The organism is Stenotrophomonas sp. FW305-3-2-15-E-LB1 (assembly GCF_058787375.1).
In genome coordinates this window covers 28,176-47,432 of the sequence record NZ_JBYSZR010000014.1, presented here as the reverse complement: position 1 = coordinate 47,432, position 19,257 = coordinate 28,176, and the positions used below count along the sequence as shown (strand labels likewise).

15 protein-coding genes are annotated in these 19,257 nt (G+C 68.7%); 11 read left to right on the top strand and 4 right to left on the bottom strand.

The genetic code is table 11. The features are described from left to right. Nucleotides 1-85 precede the first annotated feature (85 nt). Together AC3WL7_RS11975 and AC3WL7_RS11970 are read left to right on the top strand one after the other, a co-directional pair. A complete protein-coding gene (locus tag AC3WL7_RS11975) occupies nt 86-850 on the top strand; it encodes a lytic transglycosylase domain-containing protein (protein ID WP_492750384.1) in 765 nt (254 codons plus the stop codon). An 88-nt stretch (nt 851-938) separates the two neighbouring features. Then, nucleotides 939-3,020, top strand: a complete 2,082-nt coding sequence (locus tag AC3WL7_RS11970; protein ID WP_492750383.1) for a gluconolaconase — start codon at nt 939-941, stop codon at nt 3,018-3,020. On the opposite strand, the gene AC3WL7_RS11965 is transcribed toward AC3WL7_RS11970, so the two are convergent. After that, on the bottom strand, nt 2,998-3,402 hold the full coding sequence (locus tag AC3WL7_RS11965; RefSeq protein WP_492750382.1) for a YciI family protein: 405 nt from the start codon (nt 3,400-3,402) through the stop codon (nt 2,998-3,000). The two genes, AC3WL7_RS11970 and AC3WL7_RS11965, sit on opposite strands and share 23 nt — an antisense overlap. Before the next feature lie 701 nt (nt 3,403-4,103). On the opposite strand from AC3WL7_RS11965, the gene AC3WL7_RS11960 reads away from it, so the two are divergent. The 7 genes from AC3WL7_RS11960 to AC3WL7_RS11930 all read left to right on the top strand — a co-directional run bounded on the left by AC3WL7_RS11960 (nt 4,104) and on the right by AC3WL7_RS11930 (nt 10,755). After that, nucleotides 4,104-4,517 carry a YciI family protein gene (locus tag AC3WL7_RS11960; RefSeq protein WP_283221361.1) on the top strand — a complete coding sequence of 138 codons (414 nt, stop codon included), beginning with the start codon at nt 4,104-4,106 and terminating at the stop codon, nt 4,515-4,517. Nucleotides 4,518-4,578: 61 nt separating this feature from the next. Further along, nucleotides 4,579-5,001, top strand: a complete 423-nt coding sequence (locus AC3WL7_RS11955) for a VOC family protein (RefSeq protein ID WP_079220461.1) — start codon at nt 4,579-4,581, stop codon at nt 4,999-5,001. Between the two features lie 46 nt (nt 5,002-5,047). After that, entirely contained in the window at nt 5,048-5,458 is a 411-nt protein-coding gene (locus AC3WL7_RS11950; RefSeq protein ID WP_492750381.1) for a VOC family protein, read from the top strand. Nucleotides 5,459-5,516: 58 nt separating this feature from the next. Continuing rightward, nucleotides 5,517-6,773 carry an RNA polymerase sigma factor gene (locus AC3WL7_RS11945; protein ID WP_492750380.1) on the top strand — a complete coding sequence of 419 codons (1,257 nt, stop codon included), beginning with the start codon at nt 5,517-5,519 and terminating at the stop codon, nt 6,771-6,773. A 149-nt stretch (nt 6,774-6,922) separates the two neighbouring features. After that, a complete protein-coding gene (locus tag AC3WL7_RS11940; protein WP_492750379.1) occupies nt 6,923-8,572 on the top strand; it encodes a M28 family metallopeptidase in 1,650 nt (549 codons plus the stop codon). Nucleotides 8,573-8,735: 163 nt separating this feature from the next. Continuing rightward, entirely contained in the window at nt 8,736-9,995 is a 1,260-nt protein-coding gene (locus AC3WL7_RS11935; protein ID WP_079220466.1) for a histidine kinase, read from the top strand. Beyond that, complete coding sequence (locus tag AC3WL7_RS11930) at nt 9,985-10,755, top strand: LytR/AlgR family response regulator transcription factor (RefSeq protein ID WP_079220467.1); 771 nt, start codon at nt 9,985-9,987, stop codon at nt 10,753-10,755. The genes AC3WL7_RS11935 and AC3WL7_RS11930 overlap by 11 nt, the downstream gene beginning before the upstream one ends. A gap of 74 nt (nt 10,756-10,829) precedes the next feature. On the opposite strand, the gene AC3WL7_RS11925 is transcribed toward AC3WL7_RS11930, so the two are convergent. Further along, nucleotides 10,830-11,444: a hypothetical protein gene (locus AC3WL7_RS11925; RefSeq protein WP_079220468.1), complete on the bottom strand. Its 615-nt coding sequence runs from the start codon at nt 11,442-11,444 to the stop codon at nt 10,830-10,832. A 309-nt stretch (nt 11,445-11,753) separates the two neighbouring features. On the opposite strand from AC3WL7_RS11925, the gene AC3WL7_RS11920 reads away from it, so the two are divergent. Then, entirely contained in the window at nt 11,754-12,680 is a 927-nt protein-coding gene (locus tag AC3WL7_RS11920; protein WP_492750378.1) for an oxygenase MpaB family protein, read from the top strand. Nucleotides 12,681-12,911: 231 nt separating this feature from the next. Here AC3WL7_RS11920 and AC3WL7_RS11915 read toward each other — a convergent pair whose 3' ends face one another. Continuing rightward, nucleotides 12,912-15,023: a M13 family metallopeptidase gene (locus tag AC3WL7_RS11915; RefSeq protein ID WP_492750377.1), complete on the bottom strand. Its 2,112-nt coding sequence runs from the start codon at nt 15,021-15,023 to the stop codon at nt 12,912-12,914. Between the two features lie 288 nt (nt 15,024-15,311). Here AC3WL7_RS11915 and AC3WL7_RS11910 point away from each other — a divergent pair, with 288 nt between their 5' ends. Next, the gene (locus tag AC3WL7_RS11910) at nt 15,312-18,263 is read left to right on the top strand and encodes a bifunctional diguanylate cyclase/phosphodiesterase (protein WP_492750376.1); all 2,952 of its coding nucleotides are present in this window, start codon (nt 15,312-15,314) and stop codon (nt 18,261-18,263) included. Nucleotides 18,264-18,354: 91 nt separating this feature from the next. Here AC3WL7_RS11910 and AC3WL7_RS11905 read toward each other — a convergent pair whose 3' ends face one another. Further along, complete coding sequence (locus AC3WL7_RS11905; protein WP_312738178.1) at nt 18,355-19,236, bottom strand: LysR family transcriptional regulator; 882 nt, start codon at nt 19,234-19,236, stop codon at nt 18,355-18,357. Between the last annotated feature and the right edge of the window lie 21 nt (nt 19,237-19,257).

Sequence of the window (19,257 nt, the reverse complement as noted above, 5' to 3'; positions counted from 1 at the left end):
TCTGATCGGGAGAGCAGTCGACCAACGGTCGACTCTACCGGGATTCACCCGGAATTAGCGGGCGCGGCCGGATCATCCGGCCGCCATGACCCTCCGCCTCGTCCTCATTGCGCTGTTGCTGCTGCCGGGCCTGGCCAGCGCCCGCACGGTCTACCGCTGCGTGCAGGGCAACACGGTCAGCCTGGCCACCGCGCCGGAGCCAGGCTCGCGCTGTACGCCGAAGGAGATCGACGACAACGCCATCCAGATCCCCAACCTGTGGGGCAACATGGGCGTGTTCAGCGGCGTGCTGTACGAACGCGAGCAGGACGGAGCACTGGTCTATTCCACCCGCAACCTGCCCGGTTCGCGCGTGTTCCTGAAATTCACCGTCGCCACCCCGCCCGGTGAGCCGGCCCACGAAGGCCTGGGCAGGGTCGGCAAGCCGCAGCTGGCCCAGCATGCCAAACAGTTCAAGGCGGCCGCCAAGGCTACCGGTGTCGACGACGCCTGGCTGCGCGCGATCGCCCATGCCGAGAGCAACTTCGATGCGCTGGCCGTGTCCAGCAAGGGCGCGCAGGGGGTGATGCAGCTGATGCCCGATACCGCGCTGGAGTACGGCGTGCGTGATCCGTTTTCGCCGCAGCAGTCCATCGACGGCGGTGCCCGCTACATGCGTGCGCTGCTGCGGCGCTACAACGGCGATCGCGCGCTGTCGGCGGCCGCCTACAACGCCGGCATCGGTGCGGTGACCCGCTACAAGGGCGTGCCGCCGTATGCCGAAACCCTGGCCTACGTGGACAAGGTGATGGCGCTGTACGCGCGCTACCGGGAAGCGATGGGCATCCGCAGCGAAGTGCCGGCGAAGTAGCATCCCTGCGCGTGACCTGTGGGTGTGGCGGGACTCGGGCGCAGCGTCTATCGTCGTGGCCTCTTTCAGGGCAGGGCGAACGCGAGCGATGGCACGGCGGCAATGGATGGCGGTGGGTGTGGTGGTGGCAACGGCAGCTGCGCTGGCCGCGACCTGGTGGGAACGCCCCGCACAGGCACCGGACACGCCCGTTGGCCCGCAACCCACGCCGCTGGCCTGGACTGCGCAGATCGAGCCACTGGCCGGTGATGGCCACCCCGGCGACCGCGACGGCGCCTCGGCGCAGGCACGTTTCGCCGAACCCTATGCGCTGCTGCGCACCGCCGATGGCAGCGTGTACTTCACCGATGCCGGCGACAACAACCGCATCCGCCGCCTGCTGGCCGATGGCCGCGTTGAAACGGTGGTCGGGCAGGCCGAGGGCCTGGCCGATGGGCCGGGTCTGCAGGCCCGCTTCAATACGCCGTCGGGCATCGCCGCCGATGCGCAGGGCAACCTGTACGTGGCCGACACCGGCAATCACGCGATCCGCCGCATCGGCACCGATGGCCAGGTGACGACCGTGGCCGGTGGCACCCAGGGCTTCGCTGATGGCCCGGCGGCGCAGGCGCGCTTCGATGGCCCGATGGGTATTGCCGTGGACGCGCAGGGCCAGGTGTTCGTGGCCGATACCTGGAACGACCGCATCCGGGTGATCGGCACCGATGGCAACGTGCGCACCCTGGCCGGTGGCGATCGCCCCGGCTTCGCCGATGCGGTGGCGGGCGAGGCCCGCTTCGACACACCGGTGGCGCTGGCCTTCGATGCGCACGGTGCGCTGCTGGTGGCCGACTTCTTCAACAACGCGGTGCGCCGCGTCGGTGCCGATGGCACGGTCAGCACCGTGGTCGGCAACGATGGGGTGATCAACGGACCGCTGTCGCTGGCCACGACCCACGATGGCGTGCTGTACGTGGGTGATTTTGCCGGGCGCCTGGTGCAGGTGACCCCGCAGGGCCACCAGGTGACGCTGATCGGCAACGACCGCCTGCCACGCCTGGCGCGACCCAGCGGGCTGGCCGTGGAAGACGACGGCAGCCTGCTGGTGGCCGACGCCGCCGGCTATCGCGTGCACCGCGTGCGCCCGCTGGCGGTGGGCGCGCTGCCCGCGCCCGCGCTGGTGGGCCCGGCTGCGGATGCCGCACTGCCCGACACCGGCGGTCGCTGGCCGCTGGCCCCGCAGGAGGGCTGGCATGAAGTAGTCGGCACGCTGGGCGAAGTGCGCGGCACCTTCACCGGCGAGAGCCGCCACCACCTGCACGGCGGCTTCGACGTGCGCGGCGACGTCGGCCAGACCGTGCTGGCCATCGCCGACGGCAAGATCAGCAGCCCGATCGCGGCCTGGAGCCTGGGTGGCCAGGCCGAAGGGCTGGCGGTGGGGCGCTTGAACTACATCCACATGCGCGTGGGCCGCACGCCCGCCGGCCAGCCGTTCGACGCGCGCTGGCAGCCGCTGTACGGCGAGGACGGCAAGCTGGAGCGCATCCGCGTGCGCCGTGGCACGCGCATCCACGTCGGCGACCGCCTGGGCAGCATCAACAGCCAGGCGCACGTCCACCTGCAGGTGGGCACCAGCGGTTTCGAGACCAATGCGGTGGCGCTGGGCTTCACCGGTTACGCCGATCACTTCGCACCGAGCATCACCGATGTCAGCCTGCTGGATGACAACGACCAGCCGCTGGCCGCCGGCAGCGATGGCGTGGTGATGCTGGCCCGGCAGGGGCGTGGCGTGCAGATCGTGGTGGAAGCGTGGGACCAGGTGGACAACAACCTGCCGCGCCGCCGCCTGGGGCCGTACCAGGTGGGTTACCAGATCCTCGATGCCGCCGGGCAGCCGCTGCAGGGCTACGAGCAGCCGCGCTGGAACATCGTGTTCAACCGCATGCCGCCGCAGAAGCAGGCGGTGAAGGTGGCCTATGCGCCGGACAGCGGCATCACCGTGCATGGCAGTGCGGTCACGCGGTTCCGTTACCTGGCCACCAACACCGTGCGCGACGGGTTGATGGAAACCGGGCGCTGGCAGCCGGCTGCCTTGCCGCCGGGCGAGTACATCATCCGCGGCAGTGCGCGCGACTACAGCGGCAATGAAGGCATCGGCAGGCGCGAGATCAGGGTGCGGCTGCTGCCATAGCCGCCGGTGCGCCGCAGCGTTCGCGCTCGGCGTCCATGTCTTCCAGTGGCCGCACCTCGATGCTGCCGAAGCGCGCCCACGGGAAATCACGGGCGATTCGCATGGCTTCGTCACGGTCGCGTGCGCGGATGAGGTTGAAGCCGGCCAGCAGTTCGCGGGTTTCGGCGAAGGGGCCATCGAGCACGCGGCTGTGGCCATCGCGCACGCGCAGGGTCTGGGCGGTGTCGACGGGTTGCAGCTTCTGCGCGGCGAGCAGGGTGCCTTCGGCCTGCAGTTGATCGGCGTGGGCGAGGCAGTCGCGCATCAGGGCATTGAATTCTTCGCTGGGCAGGGCCTGCAGCAGGGCGGGTTCGATGTAGATGAGGAGCAGGTACTGCTGCATGGCACGGTCCTGGCGGGGGAGGGGTTACATGATGGCGCAGGTTTGCCTGCGGGCATGCTGCAGCGCGAAAGGCCGCCTGCGGCGGGGGATCGGCGAACGGCGGGGCCCCTCCGTGGTGGGTTGCTGAAAGCTGGGGAAACTGAGGGTTGGCCGGGAGGGTGGGTTGGCTGGGGGACGCCGTGAATACGTCCCTGTAGGCTCGGTCGCCGCATCCATGCGGCTCACGCCCCCAGCCAACCCACCCTCCCGGCCACGGACACGTTCCCGCGCGCCCACCACGGAAAATCAACAGAAAAGAGCAAAAGCGGGTCGCTTCGCTCGCACAGCCGAGGCCGCCAGCGCACTGCTTTGGCCGTTGCTTCTGCTTTTGCCTTCTTCTCTTGATTTTCCGTGGTGGAGGCCGCGGGAAACTGTCAGAGGCCGGGTGGGTAGGCGGGGCGGGGGTGTCCGCGGCATGGATGCCGCGGCCAAGCCCCCAGGGATGGGTTCACGGCGTCCCCCGACCCGTCTACCCACCCGGCCAACCCCGGTAATCGAGCAACCCAACCCCACCACGGAGGGGCTCCGCCGTTCGCCGATCCCCCGCCGCAGGCGCGCCTTCCGCGCAGGAAAAAAAATTCCTGCAGACCTGTCGATTCCCGTCCCCCCGGTTCGTCGTACCAGATGAAGGGCACGCAGAACGCCGCCCACGGGAGACCCGCATGAAAGTCATGGTCATCGTCAAAGCCAACACCGATTCCGAAGCCGGCCGCCTGCCCAGCGAAGCGGAACTGGCCGAAATGGGCGCCTACAACGAACAACTCGTCGCCGCCGGCATCATGCTCGCCGGCGAAGGCCTGCACGCCACCGCACGCGGCCGCCGCATTCATTTTGGCGCCGCCGCCCCGCAGGTGCAGGCCGGGCCGTTCGGGCCGCCCAGCGAGCAGATCGCCGGCTTCTGGCTGTGGAACGTGCGCTCGCTGGACGAGGCCGTCGAATGGGCCAGCCGCGCCCCGTTCGGCGCCGGCGGCACCCTCGAGCTGCGCCCGCTGATCACCGCCGAGGATTTCGGCGAAGCCTTCACTCCCGAATTACAGCAGCAGGAACAGCGTCTGCGGGAACAGCTCGCAGATTGATCGGATTGACCCGACCCTTCGCCGGGAATGACCCGGCGCTTCCACCCAACGGAGCACTGCCATGAAACTGATTCCCTTCCTTGGCTTCAGCGGCCAGGCCCACGATGCGATGGCCTTCTATGCCAAGGCTCTCGGTGGCCAGGTCACCTCGGAAATGAAGTACCGCGACATGCCGCCTTCCGACGGCTCGCCAGGCTGCAATGAAATGCCCGCCGAGACCCTCGACCATGTGGCGCACAGCCAGCTGGAGATCGACGGCGCGATCCTGATGGCGGCTGATGGCCCGGGTGGCGGCGAGGGCGGGTCGACCACGATCAATGTCGACGTCGGCAGCATCGAGGAAGCCGAGCGCGTGTTTGCCGCGCTGGCCGAGGGCGGGCAGGTGCAGATGCCCATTGCCGAAACCTTCTGGGCCCATCGCTGGGGCATGCTGATCGACCGCTACGGCAAGCCGTGGATGGTCAACTGCATGAAGCAGCCCTGATCCATTCCACCCCCCATCACCCACCACCCGCACAGGAACCGCAACGATGAGCGCACCGCAACCGCAGATGATCTTCGTCAACCTGCCCGTGCAGGACCTGCAACAGTCCAAGGACTTCTTCAGCGCGCTGGGCTACAGCTTCAACCCGGCGTACACCAACGAAGATGCCGCCTGCATGGTCATCAGCGAGAGCATCTTCGTGATGCTGCTGGTCAAGCCGTTCTTCCAGCAGTTCACCAACAAGGCCATCGCCGATGCGCATGCGCAGACCGAGGTGATCACCTGCCTGTCGGCGGATAGCCGCAAGGCGGTGGACGTGATGGTGGACAAGGCGGTGGCCGCCGGTGGCAGCGAACCGCAACCGGCGCGCGATTACGGTTTCATGTACCAGCGCGGCTTCCAGGACCTGGATGGCCACCTGTGGGAAATCGCACACATGGAGGGCGAGCCGGGTTGATGGCCGCTGCTTGCCGCTGGCGCTTGTGCGGGCACGGCCTGCGTGCTGTGATCGGCGCATGACCGAGCCCGCCCTGAGCCAGCGCCTGGAAACCCTCTGGCGGATGGAATCGCCGGTATTGATCGCGCGCCTTGCGCGGCTGCTCGGCGGTGATGTCGGCCGCGCCGAGGAGCTGGCACAGGACACCTGGCTGGCCGCGCTGGAGCGCTGGCCGGCGCAGGGCATCCCGGACAACCCCGGAGCCTGGCTGATGACCACTGCGCGCAACCGTGCCATCGATGTGCTGCGCCAGCACCAGCGCGTGGCGCAGCAGCATGCGCAATGGGGCGATGAACTGCACCCGGCGGCGTTGCCTGCGCCCGATGATACCCAGGCCCTGGAAGACGACCTCGGCGATGACCTGCTGCGGTTGATGTTCGTGGCCTGCCACCCGGTGCTGCCGGCCGATGCACGGGTGGCGCTGACCCTGCGCCTGCTGGGTGGGCTGACCACCACCGAGATCGCCCGTGCCTTCCTGCAGCCCGAGCCCACCATCGCCCAGCGCATCGTGCGCGCCAAGCGCACCCTGGTGCAGAAGCAGGTGCCCTATGAAGTGCCGCGCGCCGAGGCGTTGCCCGAGCGGCTGGCGTCGGTGCTGGAGGCGATCTACCTGGTCTTCAACGAAGGCTACGCGGCCAGTGCCGGCGATGACTGGATGCGCCCGGCGCTGTGCGAGGAGGCGCTGCGGCTGGCCCGCATCCTGGCCCATCGGCTGCCTGCACCGCCGGTGCTGGGCCTGCTGGCACTGATGGAACTGCAGGCGTCGCGTGCCGCGGCGCGCGTCGATGCGCAGGGCCAGCCGGTATTGCTGGACGTGCAGAACCGCGCGCGTTGGGACTGGCTGCAGATTGAGCGCGGGCAGCAGGTGCTGCAGCGTGCGCTGGAGGCCGGCGGTGGCGACGACGCCTACGTGCTGCAGGCCCGTATCGCGGCCTGCCATGCCACTGCGCGCCGCGCCGACGATACCGACTGGGCGCGCATCGCCGCACTGTATGCACAGTTGCTGCAGGTGATGCCATCACCCGTCGTGGCCCTCAACCGGGTGGTGGCGGTGTCGCGCAGCGACGGCGCGTTTGCGGCCTGGGCGCTGCTGCAACCGTTGCTGGTCGATGTGCGGTTGCAGGGCTATGCGCCCTTGCAGGTGGTGCGTGGCGACCTGCTGCAGCAGCTGGGCCGGCATGATGATGCCGCCAGCGCCTTCCATCAGGCGGCCGCGATGACCGGCAACGCCCGCGAGCGCGCGCTGCTGCTGGCGCGTGCCCAGCGGCCAGGATAGCGATCGGGGTCAGATCCCTTTCCCGGCGGGAAAGGGATCTGACCCCTTCGTGTTGGGTTGCCGAGCAAGGCCGGCACGACCGCAGGTGCAGGGCGCAGCCCTGCCGAATCCCATTACACTCCGGAAGGATTTTCCTGCTGGAGAGAGCAATGAAACGAGCAGTACTGGGCGTCCTGGCCCTGTCGGTGTCGAGCGCACTGATGGCCGCCACGCCGAAGTTCGACGGCGCGCGGATTTCCGCCGATGTCAAGGAACTGGCCTCCGACGCCTACGAAGGCCGCTCGCCGGCCACCGCGGGCGAAGAGAAGACCATTGCCTACCTCAGCAAGCAGTTTGCCGCCGCCGGCCTGCAGCCGGGCGGTGACCTGAAGGACGGGCAGCGCCTGTGGACCCAGGCGGTGCCGCTGCGCAAGGGCGACATCGTCGGCACCCCGCAGCTGGCCCTGCACCAGGGCGGCAAGACCCTCACCCTCGACCAGGGCAAGCAGATCGCCGTGCGCGCGGCCATGAACGGCGCCACCGACGTCGACATCAGCAAGGCGCCGCTGGTCTTCCTCGGCTACGGCGTGAAGGCGCCGGAGCGCAACTGGGATGACTTCAAGGGCGTGGACCTGAAGGGCAAGATCGCCGTCGTGCTGATCAACGATCCTGATTTCGAGACCGGCAAGGGCGACTTCGACGGCAAGGGCATGACGTGGTACGGGCGCTGGCCGTACAAGTACGAAGAGGGCGCACGCCAGGGCGCACTCGGCGTGCTGATCGTGCACGAGACCGCACCGGCGTCCTACGGCTGGGCCACCGTGGCCGGCTCCAACACCAACACCATGTTCGACGTGGTGCGTGACAACCCGGCCGAGACCCACCCGCTGCTGGAAGGCTGGATCCAGCGTGACCTGGCCGTCGAGCTGTTCCGCGCGGCCGGGCAGGATTTCGAGGCGCTGAAGAAGAAGGCGCAGCAGCGCGACTTCACCCCGGTGGCGCTGACCGGCGCCAGCCTGGATGCGAAGTATGCAGTGAAGACCGAGGTGATCACTTCGCACAACGTGGCCGCACGCCTGGAGGGCAGCAGCCACCCGGACGAGACCATCATCTACAGCGCGCACTGGGACCACATCGGCGTGGGCGAACCGGATGCACGCGGCGACCGCATCTTCAACGGCGCGCTGGACAACGCCAGCGGCACCGCCTCGCTGATCGAGCTGGCCCGGGGCTTCGCCAAGGGCCCGCGCCCGCAGCGCTCGCTGCTGTTCCTGGCGGTGACCGCCGAGGAGAAGGGCCTGCTGGGTTCGGAGTACTACGCCACCCACCCGCTGTACCCGCTGGAAACCACGGTGGCGGCGATCAACATGGATGGCATGGCACCGTTCGGCCCGTCGCGCGATTTCGGCATCTACGGCACCGCGCGCTTCGAACTGCTGGACCAGCTGAAGGACGTCGCCAAGGGCTGGGACATCCGCTACACCCCCGACCCGAAGCCGGAAGCGGGCCTGTTCTTCCGCTCCGATCACTTCTCGTTCGCCAAGCGCGGCGTGCCGGCGCTGTCCTGGTCGGCCGGCCAGGACTGGGTGGACGGTGGCGTTGCCGCCGGCAGGAAGGCCTCGGAGGACTACACCGCCAAGCGCTACCACCAGCAGGGCGACGAGTGGCAGCCGGACTGGGTGTTTGCCGGTGCCGCGCGCGACCTGGAAGTGCTCTATACGCTGGGCAACCAGCTGGCCAACGCGCGCAGCTGGCCGAACTGGAGCACCGACGAGTCGTTCCGCGCCGTGCGTGACAGCAGCGCCGACCAGCGCAAGTAAGGGATTGCGGGGCGCTGCCCCGCCACCCACGGGTAGCGCCGGGCCATGCCCGGCGTTCCCGTAACAGCTTCCATCCCCGCTTTCCGGGGCTTCGTCGCAGGCCGCTTGTTTGCCCGGTGGGCCGGCCTATGCTCGGCTCACCCCCTTCCTCCAAGGCGCCGCCGTGATCGCCAGCTTCACTCTCATTCTCCGTCACCTGTTGGCCTGGGCCGTGGCACTGCTGGTGGCCGGCATGGTCTGGAGCGGCATCTTCAGCGGCATGAACGACGGCCCGGGCTGGATCTTCGGCCTGCTGGCGATGTTCCTGATGATCAGCGCACTGGGCAGTGCCATCACCCATGTGCGCCGGGTATGGCTGATCGCCGGGCGCCTGGATGGCAGCACCCTGTCCGGACACCAGCGCCGCCAGATCGAAGTGCCGCTGGATGCCGGCCCGGCCTTTGCCCTGGTCGAGGCCGCCGTGGCCGAACTGCCGCGGGTGGAAGACGTGGAAAGCGCCGCCGGCAGCCTGCAGGTGCGCGCCTACGTGCGCCGCGTCGATCCGTGGAATGGCCGCCAGCCGTCGCGCTGGAACCTGCCGGCGCGGCTGGCCATCAAGCGCAACAGCGTGCAGGCCACGGTCACCCCGGGGCAGGGCACCAGCACGGTCACCCTGCTGTTCGAACCCGATGCCGGCTGGTGGGCCGATCTGCTGGCGCTGGATGAGGGCAGCAACTTCGAGAACGCCGAAGCGGTCACCCGTGCGATCACCCGCCGGGTGGCCGACCAGCGCCGCGACGAGCAGGCCGCCGCCGAACAGACCCAGGTGGAAAAGGAACTGTCGGTGGCCCGCCTGAACCTGCTGCACGCGCAGGTGGAACCGCACTTCCTCTACAACACTTTGGCCAACGCGCAGGTGCTCACGCGCACCGATCCGGGCCGTGCCGAACAGATGCTCGGCCACCTCATCCAGTACCTGCGCAGTTCCCTGCCGCAGGTGGATGAATCGGTGTCCACGCTGGGCGTGGAACTGGAGCGCACCCGCGCCTACCTGGAAATCCTGCGCATCCGCATGGGGGCGCGGCTGGCGGTGGAAGTGCAGGTGCCCAACGAACTGCACGGCGTGCACATGCCCGCGATGGCCCTGCAGACGCTGGTGGAAAACGCGATCAAGCATGGCCTGGAACCCAAGCCCGGCGGCGGCACGATCTGGATCCTGGCGCGTGGTTTCGACGACCACGTGACGGTGACCGTGGCCGACGATGGCCTCGGCTTCGGCCAGGGCACCAGCGGCACCGGCATCGGCCTGAAGAACCTGCGCGAGCGCCTGCGCCTGACCTGCGGTGAGCAGGCCGGCGTGGCGATCGTCGCCAATTTCCCCAGCGGCGTGGCCGCCACCATGACCCTGCCGCAGCCGGCCAAGGAACGCAGCCATGCCGCTTGAAGCCCTGATCGCCGAAGACGAGGAACTGCTGCGGCAGTCGCTGGTGGAACAACTGGGCCGGTTGTGGCCGGAACTGAAGCTGGTGGCCGAATGCGAGGACGGCGCCAGTGCGCTGGAACAGCTCGCCGAAAAGCAGCCGGACATTGCCTTCCTGGATATCCGCATGCCCGGCATCAGCGGCATCGAAGTGGCCCGCGCGCTGTCCGAACTGAGCCCGCGCACGCAGGTGGTGTTCGTCACCGCCTATGACCAGTACGCCATCGATGCGTTCGAGCAGGGCGCGATGGATTACCTGCTGAAGCCGGTCAGCGACGAGCGCCTGCTGGCCACCCGCGAACGCATCCTTTCGCGCCTGCCCAACACCCGCCAGGACGACGCGGTGCTGGAACGCCTGCTGCAGCGCCTGGGCCCCTCACAGGGGGCGGCCGACCGCCCGCCGCTGGCCTGGATCACCGCCAGCAACGGCCGCGACACGCAGCTGATCATGCTCGAGGACGTGGTCTATTTCCGCGCCGACAACAAGTACACCACGGTGGTCACCAGCGCCGGCGAAAGCCTGCTGCGCACGCCGCTGCGCGAACTGCTGGAAGTGCTCGACCCGCAGCACTTCCGCCAGGTGCACCGTTCGACCATCGTCAACATGAAGGCGGTGGCGGCGGTCAGCCGCGATGACACTGGCCGCGGCGTGCTGCGCCTGCGCCAGCGGCCGGAGACGCTGGTGGTCAGCCAGCCGTTCATGAGCCTGTTCCGCGGCATGTAGAAAGAACAATGCCACCGTGACTGTGCACGGTGGCATTGTGGCTCCCCCCACTTCCCTGGATCGGTGCGCCGGTATCAGTACGCTGGCTGCAGGGTCAGATCGTGGTGGTGTTCGGTCTCGCCGACATGGTTGAGCCGGCCGACCAGCTCGGAGTGCTGCCGCATGCGCCCGATCTCGGTCATGATGCGGATGTCCTCGTGGCGCAGCTCGCGCCTGGAGGTGACGGCCTGCTTGTAGTCCAGCACTTCCGGGTAGTGCTCGGCCAGGTCCAGCGCCTCGGCCACGCACTCGACGCTGTCGGCCTTGGACGTGATGCGCGCGCGGCTGTTGAATGCCTTCATCCAGCGCTCGAAACCGGCCTGCTGGTCGAACATGTTGGCCATGAACCAGATCACGAACAGGATCGACACCCACGACCCGAACACGACGACCACGCGGGTGAAGGTGATGTGGTAATCGTCGCGCCAGAGGTAGTTGGCGATCAGGCCGAGGATGAGCAGGGACGCCGCCTGCCAGCCGATGATCGAGGCAATCAGCCATTGGCACTTGGCCTGGGCCAGCACCGCCACTTCATCGCGGATCTGCTGCTCGCTCAGGTTGCGCCAGTGCGCGACCTGTTTGTCGAACGGGCTGTGGTAGAGCTCGTTGTCGCGAAGCAGTAGTCCCAAACCCTTGAACAAAGCAATCATGGCTGGCTCCCTTGTGGAACGTGCGTCGATCAGCATTGGACGGTGTGGCGGATTCAGTTCTAGCACTTCCAGCGGGCCGTGCAATGGGTGAAATGCCTAGGGGCGTAAGGGTTCTGTCTGAATGGGTGAATGTTGCTGCGGCGCATCATCGCGCTCGGCGCCTGCGTCAAGATGTCGCAGGGTGAAATGTGCTGCGGCCGCACATGAAACTCCGGCTGACCCGCCAGGCTCGCCGCATCCGCCGTGATCGCCCAGAATCGAGGCTGACCGCGCAGACCGCGGCCGATTCCACCACCGCCTGGACCGAAGATGCCGCCGCTGCTGCACCGCCTTTCCCGCCCCGTCACCGCGCCGATCCGGCGCTGGGTGCTTGATGCCTTCCCGCGCGGCCAGAGCGGCATCGACTACGACCACCCGCTGGGCGACCCGGGCTGGTTCGGCCCGGACAGCGTGACCTGGCGCATGCACGCCGAGCTGCCCTCGATGCTGGCCGGCGGCCTGTGCGCGTTGATGCTGCAGACCCTGCACCCGCGCGCGCTGGCCGGCGTGTACGACCATTCCAACTTCCGCCAGGACCTGGTCGGCCGCCTGCGCCGCACTACGGCCTTCGTCGCCGGCACCAGCTACGCACCTGCAGGGGAAGTGGAAAAACTGGTGGCCAAGGTGCGTCGCATCCATGCGCAGATCCGCGGCCGCACGGCGCAGGGCGAGCCCTATGCCGCCGACGATCCGCAGCTGCTGACATGGGTGCACGTGACCGAGGCGTTCGGCTTCCTGCAGGGCTATCGCCGCTACGGGCGCGACGTGCCGGAGGCGATCGCCGACCGCTACTACGACGAATACCGCTGCGTTGCGGAGGCCCTGGGTGCGGTGGACGTGCCGCGCAGCGAGGCGGAAGTGGCGGCTTACTTCTGCGCGCGGCAACCGGAGCTGCTGGCCGATGCGCGTTCGCGCGAAGTGCTGGCGGTGCTGTCGACGGTCAATCTGCCGGTGCCGATTCCGGGCCTGTCACGCGCGGTGTTCCTGGGGGCCGGGGCCGCGCTGCTGCCCGATTGGGCCGAGGCGATGCTGGAACGCAGCGCGGGGCAGCGCACGCAGGCGGCAGCCTCGGCCAGGCTGATGCAGGGCATGGCGCCGCTGTTCCGCCGCGCACTGCCCGATGGCCTGTCCACGCGCGCGTGCGCACGCGTGGGTGTGTCGGTGGACGTGCTGCGCGAGTGGCCGGCCGGGGGGTGATCCATCGCGCGCATCCACGCATGGCGTGGATCTACTGGCACGATCGATGCTGCGTATCCACGCATGGCGTGGATCTACGGATCCATGCCGCGCAGCAGTAGATCCACGCCATGCGTGGATGGCGGAAAGCGCCAACCAAGGTTGGCCTCTACCGTAGATCCACGCCATGCGTGGATGGCACGCCGCATCCCATGAAAAAACGGGCGCCTTGCGGCGCCCGTTCGCGTTACATCACCACACCTTGACCCGCTTGTCCGGGGCCAGGTACAGCTTCTGGCCTTCCTTCACTTCAAAGGCCGGGTACCACGCATCGATGTTGCGCACGGTCAGCGTACGGTACTGGCCGGGGGCGTGCACGTCGGTCAGCAGGCCGTTGCGCAGGGCCTGTTCGCGGCTCTTGCTGCGCCATGCCTGGGCGAAGCCGAGGAAGAAACGCTGGTCGGGGGTGAAGCCTTCCAGGGTCTGGCCCGGCTTGCCCTGCAGCGACATCTGGTAAGCGTCGTAGGCGGTGCCCAGGCCGGCCACGTCGGCGATGTTCTCGCCCAGGGTCAGCTTGCCGTTGACGTGCACGCCGGGGAACGGCTCGTAGCTGCTGAACTGCGCGGCCAGTGCATCACCGGCAGCGTTGAACTGCTTGAGGTCTTCGGCCGTCCACCAGTTGTGCAGCTTGCCGGTTTCATCGAACAGCGCGCCGGCGTTGTCGAAGCCATGGCTGATCTCGTGGCCGATCACCGCGCCGATGGCACCGTAGTTCACCGCGTCGTCGGCGGCGCCATCGAAGAACGGCGGCTGCAGGATCGCGGCCGGGAACACCAGGCGGTTTTCCAGCGGCACGTTCATCGCGTTGATGGTCTGCGGCAGCATCGCCCACTCGTTGTGGTCGACCGGCTTGCCCAGCTTGGCGACGTTGCGCGCGTACTCGAACTGCTCGGCGCGCTGCGCATTGCCCAGCGGGTCGTCACGACGGATCTCCAGGCCGGTGTAGTCGCGCCACGTGTCCGGGTAGCCCATGCCCACGGTCAGGCCGGCCACCTTGGCCTTGGCGTGTGCCTTGGTCTGCGGCGACATCCAGGCCAGGGCGTCGATGCGCTTGGCGAAGGCGGCGATGATGTTCTTCGCCATTTCGTCCGCGCGTTCCTTGGTCTTGGCGTCGAAGTGCTTTTCCACGTAACGCTTGCCGATGGCTTCGCCGACGGCGTGGTTGGCATCGTCCACCGCACGCTTCCAGCGGTCGCTCTGCTGCGGGGTGCCGCTCAGTGCAGTGCCATGGAAGGCGAAGCGGGCATCGGCGAACGTCTTCGGCAGGTAGGCGGCGGCGCGGTCGAGCGCGTGGAAGGCCATGTAGTCCTTCCAAGCGTCCAGCGGCTCGGTGGCCACCAGCCGCGACAGGCCGGCCACGGCCTTGGGCTGCCACACGATGAAGTCCTGCTGCTGGCCCAGCTTGGCCGCGTCTAGGAACGCCGCCCAGTCCATGCCCGGTGCCTTGGCGTTGAAGTCCGCCTGGGTCCACGGGTTGGCGCCCAGGGTCACGTTGTTGGTTTCTTCCTGGCTGGCGTGGGCCTGGGCGATCTTCGTTTCCAGCGCGAGGATGCGCTGCGCCTTGCCGGCCGGATCGGCCACGCCGGCCAGCTGCAGCACCTGCGCGATATAGGCCTGGTACTGCTTGCGCAGTTCGGCCATGCGGCCATCGCCCAGGTAGAAATCACGGTCGGGCATGCCCAGGCCGCCCTGCACCAGGTACGGCGCGTTGCGGTCCGGCTGCAGCATGTCCACCGACACCCACAGGCCGAACAGGCGGTCGGTGTAGAAGTTGGTGGCGTTGAGCAGGTCGACGTCGGCGCGCATGTCGCCGCCCAGCGCACGTGCCAGGCCCGCCTTGTCGGTGATGCCGCTGATCGCTGCCAGCTGCGGCTGCACCGGGGCCAGGCCGCGCTTCTCGATGCCGGCCTCATCCATGAACGCGGCGTAGTAATCGCCGATCAGCTTGTCGTCGCCGCTGGCCTGCGCATTGCCGGCCGCGCCCTCGAGGATCGCGCGGGTATCGGCCTGGGTCTTTTCGGCGATGACGTTGAAGCTGCCAAAGCGCGAGCGGTCGGCCGGAATCTCGGTGTTCTTCACCCAGGTGCCGTTGGCGAAGCCGAAGAAGTCGTCGCCGGCGGCGATGCTGCGGTCCATGCCGCTGGCATCGAAGCCGAAGCTGCCCAGCATCGGCTTGGCCGGGGCAGGGGTGGCATCGGCCGGTGCGGGGGTGCCGGCGGCCGGTTCGGCCGGGCGGTCGCAGGCGGCCAGGGACAGGCTGGCGACGATGGCCAGCGCCAGGGTGGGACGGCGCAGCTTGGACATGGACTTCTCTTGCGGCGGGAAAACCCCAAGTCTAATCCCCTGCGCGCGTGCTGGACGCTCTGCTGCGGGGGCCGTGCTGTGCCCGATCTGGCTGAACACGCGCCGCCGATCTTCACGCCGTCATCGGCGTGGTGCATGCTGCAGGCTGGATACCGGCGCAGCCATGGGGAAGATGGCGTGCCGGACAGACCCAGGCGTCAAGAATGCCGATCTGCGGCCGCTCTGGTCGGGGATGTGGAGGAATCGTTCGCGCATGAAGCCAGTCGTCTGCACAGGGAACATCGACCGATGCCAGCGTTGAAGCGCGCCCTGGCTCGGCCACTGCGTGCCATCACCTGGGGCGGCATTGCCGTGGGCGTGCTGCTGGCAGTGGTGCTGGGGGTGATGCTGGCCAACGATTACCAGCGCCGGCTGGAAGCCGCGCAGCGGCAGAGCCGGGCCATGGCCGTGGGCACCGAGCGGCTGCTGGCGATGGAACTGCGCAACCTGGAACGGGCCATGAGCGGTATCGCCGCCGATGCCGCCGAACTGTTCCGCCGCGTGCCGGCGCAGGCGCCCGCACTGCTGGATGCGTCCATCGACGGTGTACTGGGCCGCCACGCCGAACTGCACAGCATCGTCGTGCTCGATACCTACGGCCGCGCGCTGACCGCCGGCAAGGGCGACCTGCAGCTGCCGCTGTGGATCGACCCGCAGCGGCGCGGGCAGGGCAGCGCGCTGTATCTCGGCCCGCCGCAGCAGGCCATCGATGGCAGCTGGGTGGTGCCGCTGGCCCTGCCGATGGCGGGCGACCGCTGGTTGCTGGCGCGCCTGCGCTGCGAGGAGCTGCAGCGCATCGTCGGCGGCCTGGACGTCGGCCCGCGCGGCCTGGTGTCGATCAGCGACGGCCAGGGCTTCATGCTTGCGCGGGTGCCCGAGCCGGCCTCCACCGTGGGCCATCGCTACGTGCTGCCCAGCCGCGATCTTGTCGGCCACCAGGCGGTGGTCGAACTGGGCAGCATCCCCGGCGTGGTGGATGGCATTGCGCGGATTTCCACCATCAGCACGCTGGAACGCAGCCCGCTGGCGGTGCAGGTGGGCCTGGCCGACCAGGACGTGCTGGCGCCGTGGTGGCCGTACCTGCAGGCGGCGGTGGCCATCATGCTGGCCTACACCGGCGTGCTGCTGGTGCTGCTGTATGCAATACGCCGCAGTACCCGCAGCCATCAATCGATGGCCGAGGAACTGCGTACCGGCCACGCCGAACTGGGCCTGGCCCACCACGCCGGACGGGTCTGCACCTGGCACGTGGACGAGGATGCGGCGCTGCTGCACTGGTCGCCGCTGGCCCGCGAGATTTTCGGCCTGCACACCGACGCCATGCCGGTGGCCGAGTTCTTCAACCGCGTGCACCACGAGGACAGCGAGCGCCTGCAGCGCGCATTCAACCAGGCGTTTGCCGGCGATGAAGTGCTGGACGAGGAATTCCGCCTGGTGCTGCCCGGTGGCCAGGTGCGCTGGGTGGCGGCGCGCGGCCAGCGGGTGGAAGTGGCCGACCGCCAGCGCCGCATGATCGGCGCGCTGACCGACCAGACCGAGCGCTACCGCGCGCGCGAACAGATGAGCCAGGCCGAGCGCCGCTTCCGCCTGTTGTTCGACCGCAACCCGGCACCGTTCTGGGTGTTCGACCCGGACACCCTGCGCTTCCTCGAGGTCAACCACGCGGCGGTGCTGCAGTACGGCTACAGCCGTGAGGAATTCCTGGCGATGAGCATCCTCGACATCCGCCCGCGCGAAGGCTGGGACGAGGTGAAGGGTGCGATCGCGCGGGCCCGCGTGGGCGAAATGCAGGATGCCACCGTGCGCATGCACCGGCGCCGCGACGGCAGCGTGTTCGAAGTGCGCACGCACCTGTCCAAGCTGGATTTCGACGGCCAGCCGGCCTGCCTGGTGCTGGCCGAGGATGTCAGCGAGCGGCTGGCCTACGAGCGCGACCTGGCCTACCGCGCGCGGCACAACCCGGATACCGGCCTGCTGACCGTGCGCGCGCTGACCGAGCAGCTGGACGCGCAGGAAGGCGCCTACACCATCGCCTACGTGCAGCTGCGCGGCCTGCAGCTGGTGGCCGATACGCTGGGCCGCGAGATCGGCGATGCGGTGCTGCAGTCGATGGCCCTGCGCCTGGGCGGGCTGGGCGCGCGCTTCGGCACGCTGGCCTTCCAGCCGGCCGAAGATTTCGTGCTGGCCATCGGCGGCGAGCACACCGCACAGCGTGCGCTGGACGACCTGCTGCAGATCGTCTCGGCGCCGATGCGCGGCAAGGATTCCCTGCACCAGTTCGAGCCGCGCATCGGCGTGGCCGTGCATGCGGTGGGCGATGGCCACAGTGCCGAACAGATGATCGGCATGGCCGCGCAGGCCGCGCATGCCGCGCGCGCCGAAGGCAACGTGGTGGCGTGGTTCGACACCGCGGTGACCACCCGCCTGGCCGACCGCCTGCGCCTGGCCGCGCGCATCCATGCCGCCATCGACAACGAATTCCAGCTGTATTTCCAGCCGATCCGCCATGCCAGCGATGGCAGCCCGGCGGCACTGGAGGCCCTGCTGCGCTGGCCGCAGGCCGACGGCAGCTTCATTCCGCCCAGCGAGTTCATCCAGCTGTGCGAGGACACCGGGCTGATCCTGGCGCTGGGGCGCTGGGTGATCCGCGCGGCCGCACAGGCGCAGCGGCGCCTGGTGGACGCGGGCTGGGGCGAGCTGTCGATCGCAGTGAATGTCTCGGCGGTGCAGTTCTTCAACAGCGACCTGGTGGCCGAGTTCACCCGCGCGCAGAAGGAGTTCGGCCTGGCCCGCGGCGCACTGCACGTGGAGCTGACCGAGAGCAGCCTGATGCGCAAGCCGGCGCAGGCGATGCAGACCATGCAGCGCCTGCACGAGCAGGGCATCTGCGTGTCGCTGGATGATTTCGGCACCGGCTATTCCAGCATGTCCTACCTGCAGCACCTGCCGCTGGACATCCTGAAGATCGACCGCAGCTTCGTCGCCGATGTGGAAACCAATCCGCGCAACGCCTCGATCTGCCGCGCGCTGCTGTCGCTGGGCCACAGCATGGGGCTGACCATCATCGCCGAGGGCGTGGAAACACCGGGGCAGCTGAACTGGCTGGCCGCGCACGGCTGCGACCAGGTGCAGGGCTACCTGCTGGGGCGGCCGGCGCCGCTGGAAAAGATCATCGATTCGCTGGATGAAGTCGTCGCCTGATCGGGATTCGTATCTGCCGGCCAGCGGCCGGCACTACCAGGCCGGAACATGACGGTAGTGCCGGCCGCTGGCCGGCAGACGCCACGCCTCGCTACACCCCCGCATCCACCAGGTAATCGATGAAGCTGCGCACCTTAGGCGCCAGGTGGCTGCGGCTGGTGTACACGGCGAAGATGCCGATGGCGGGCACGTCCCACTCGGGCAGCACGCGCACCAGGCGGCCGTCGGCCAGCGCGTCCTCCAGCAGGAAATCCGGCTGCAGGATCACGCCCATCCCGGCGATGGCCGCTTCGCGCAGCACATCGCCGTTGTTGGCCTGCAGGATGCTGTTCACCGTCACCCGCGTTTCGCCGCCGGGCCCCTGCAGCGGCCACTGGTTGCCCGAGGCCCAGTAGCTGTAGCCGAGGCAGTCGTGCTGTTCCAGATCCTGCGGGGTGCGCGGCGTGCCACGTGCGGCCAGGTAGGACGGCGCAGCACACAGGGTGATGCGGGCCTGGCCCAGCCGCCGCGCGATCAGCGCCGGGCTCGGTTCGCGGGTGATGCGGATGGCCACGTCGTAGCCTTCTTCCACCATGTCCACCAGGCGGTCGGACAGCGCCAGGTCCAGCTCCACCTGCGGGAAGCGCTGGCGGTAGCCGGCCAGCAGCGGGCCGAGGCGGGCGATGCCCCAGCTGACCGGCGCATTGATGCGCAGCATCCCTGACGGCTCCAGCGCCTGGGCGCCGATGCTCGCTTCCAGCGCATCGAACTCGGCCAGCAGGCGCACGCACTGCGCGTAGTAGGCCGCGCCCGCGCTGGTGGGGCTGACCCGCCGCGTCGTGCGATGGAGCAGGCGGGTGGACAGGCGCTTTTCCAGCGCGGCCACCTGCCGGGTCACCCCGGCCGTGGACATGTCCAAGGCCTGCGCGGCGGCACTGAAGCCGTTGCGCTCGACCACCGCCACGAACACACGCATCGCATCCAGGGTGTCCATTGTTTCGCCTTTTGAAACAAA

Coding starts and splice junctions, on each gene's coding strand:
- AC3WL7_RS11975 (WP_492750384.1), top strand. CDS start 86: ATGACCCTCCGCCTCGTCCTCATTGCGCTGTTGCTGCTGCCGGGCCTG.
- AC3WL7_RS11970 (WP_492750383.1), top strand. CDS start 939: ATGGCACGGCGGCAATGGATGGCGGTGGGTGTGGTGGTGGCAACGGCA.
- AC3WL7_RS11965 (WP_492750382.1), bottom strand. CDS start 3,402: ATGCAGCAGTACCTGCTCCTCATCTACATCGAACCCGCCCTGCTGCAG.
- AC3WL7_RS11960 (WP_283221361.1), top strand. CDS start 4,104: ATGAAAGTCATGGTCATCGTCAAAGCCAACACCGATTCCGAAGCCGGC.
- AC3WL7_RS11955 (WP_079220461.1), top strand. CDS start 4,579: ATGAAACTGATTCCCTTCCTTGGCTTCAGCGGCCAGGCCCACGATGCG.
- AC3WL7_RS11950 (WP_492750381.1), top strand. CDS start 5,048: ATGAGCGCACCGCAACCGCAGATGATCTTCGTCAACCTGCCCGTGCAG.
- AC3WL7_RS11945 (WP_492750380.1), top strand. CDS start 5,517: ATGACCGAGCCCGCCCTGAGCCAGCGCCTGGAAACCCTCTGGCGGATG.
- AC3WL7_RS11940 (WP_492750379.1), top strand. CDS start 6,923: ATGAAACGAGCAGTACTGGGCGTCCTGGCCCTGTCGGTGTCGAGCGCA.
- AC3WL7_RS11930 (WP_079220467.1), top strand. CDS start 9,985: ATGCCGCTTGAAGCCCTGATCGCCGAAGACGAGGAACTGCTGCGGCAG.
- AC3WL7_RS11925 (WP_079220468.1), bottom strand. CDS start 11,444: ATGATTGCTTTGTTCAAGGGTTTGGGACTACTGCTTCGCGACAACGAG.
- AC3WL7_RS11920 (WP_492750378.1), top strand. CDS start 11,754: ATGCCGCCGCTGCTGCACCGCCTTTCCCGCCCCGTCACCGCGCCGATC.
- AC3WL7_RS11915 (WP_492750377.1), bottom strand. CDS start 15,023: ATGTCCAAGCTGCGCCGTCCCACCCTGGCGCTGGCCATCGTCGCCAGC.
- AC3WL7_RS11910 (WP_492750376.1), top strand. CDS start 15,312: ATGCCAGCGTTGAAGCGCGCCCTGGCTCGGCCACTGCGTGCCATCACC.
- AC3WL7_RS11905 (WP_312738178.1), bottom strand. CDS start 19,236: ATGGACACCCTGGATGCGATGCGTGTGTTCGTGGCGGTGGTCGAGCGC.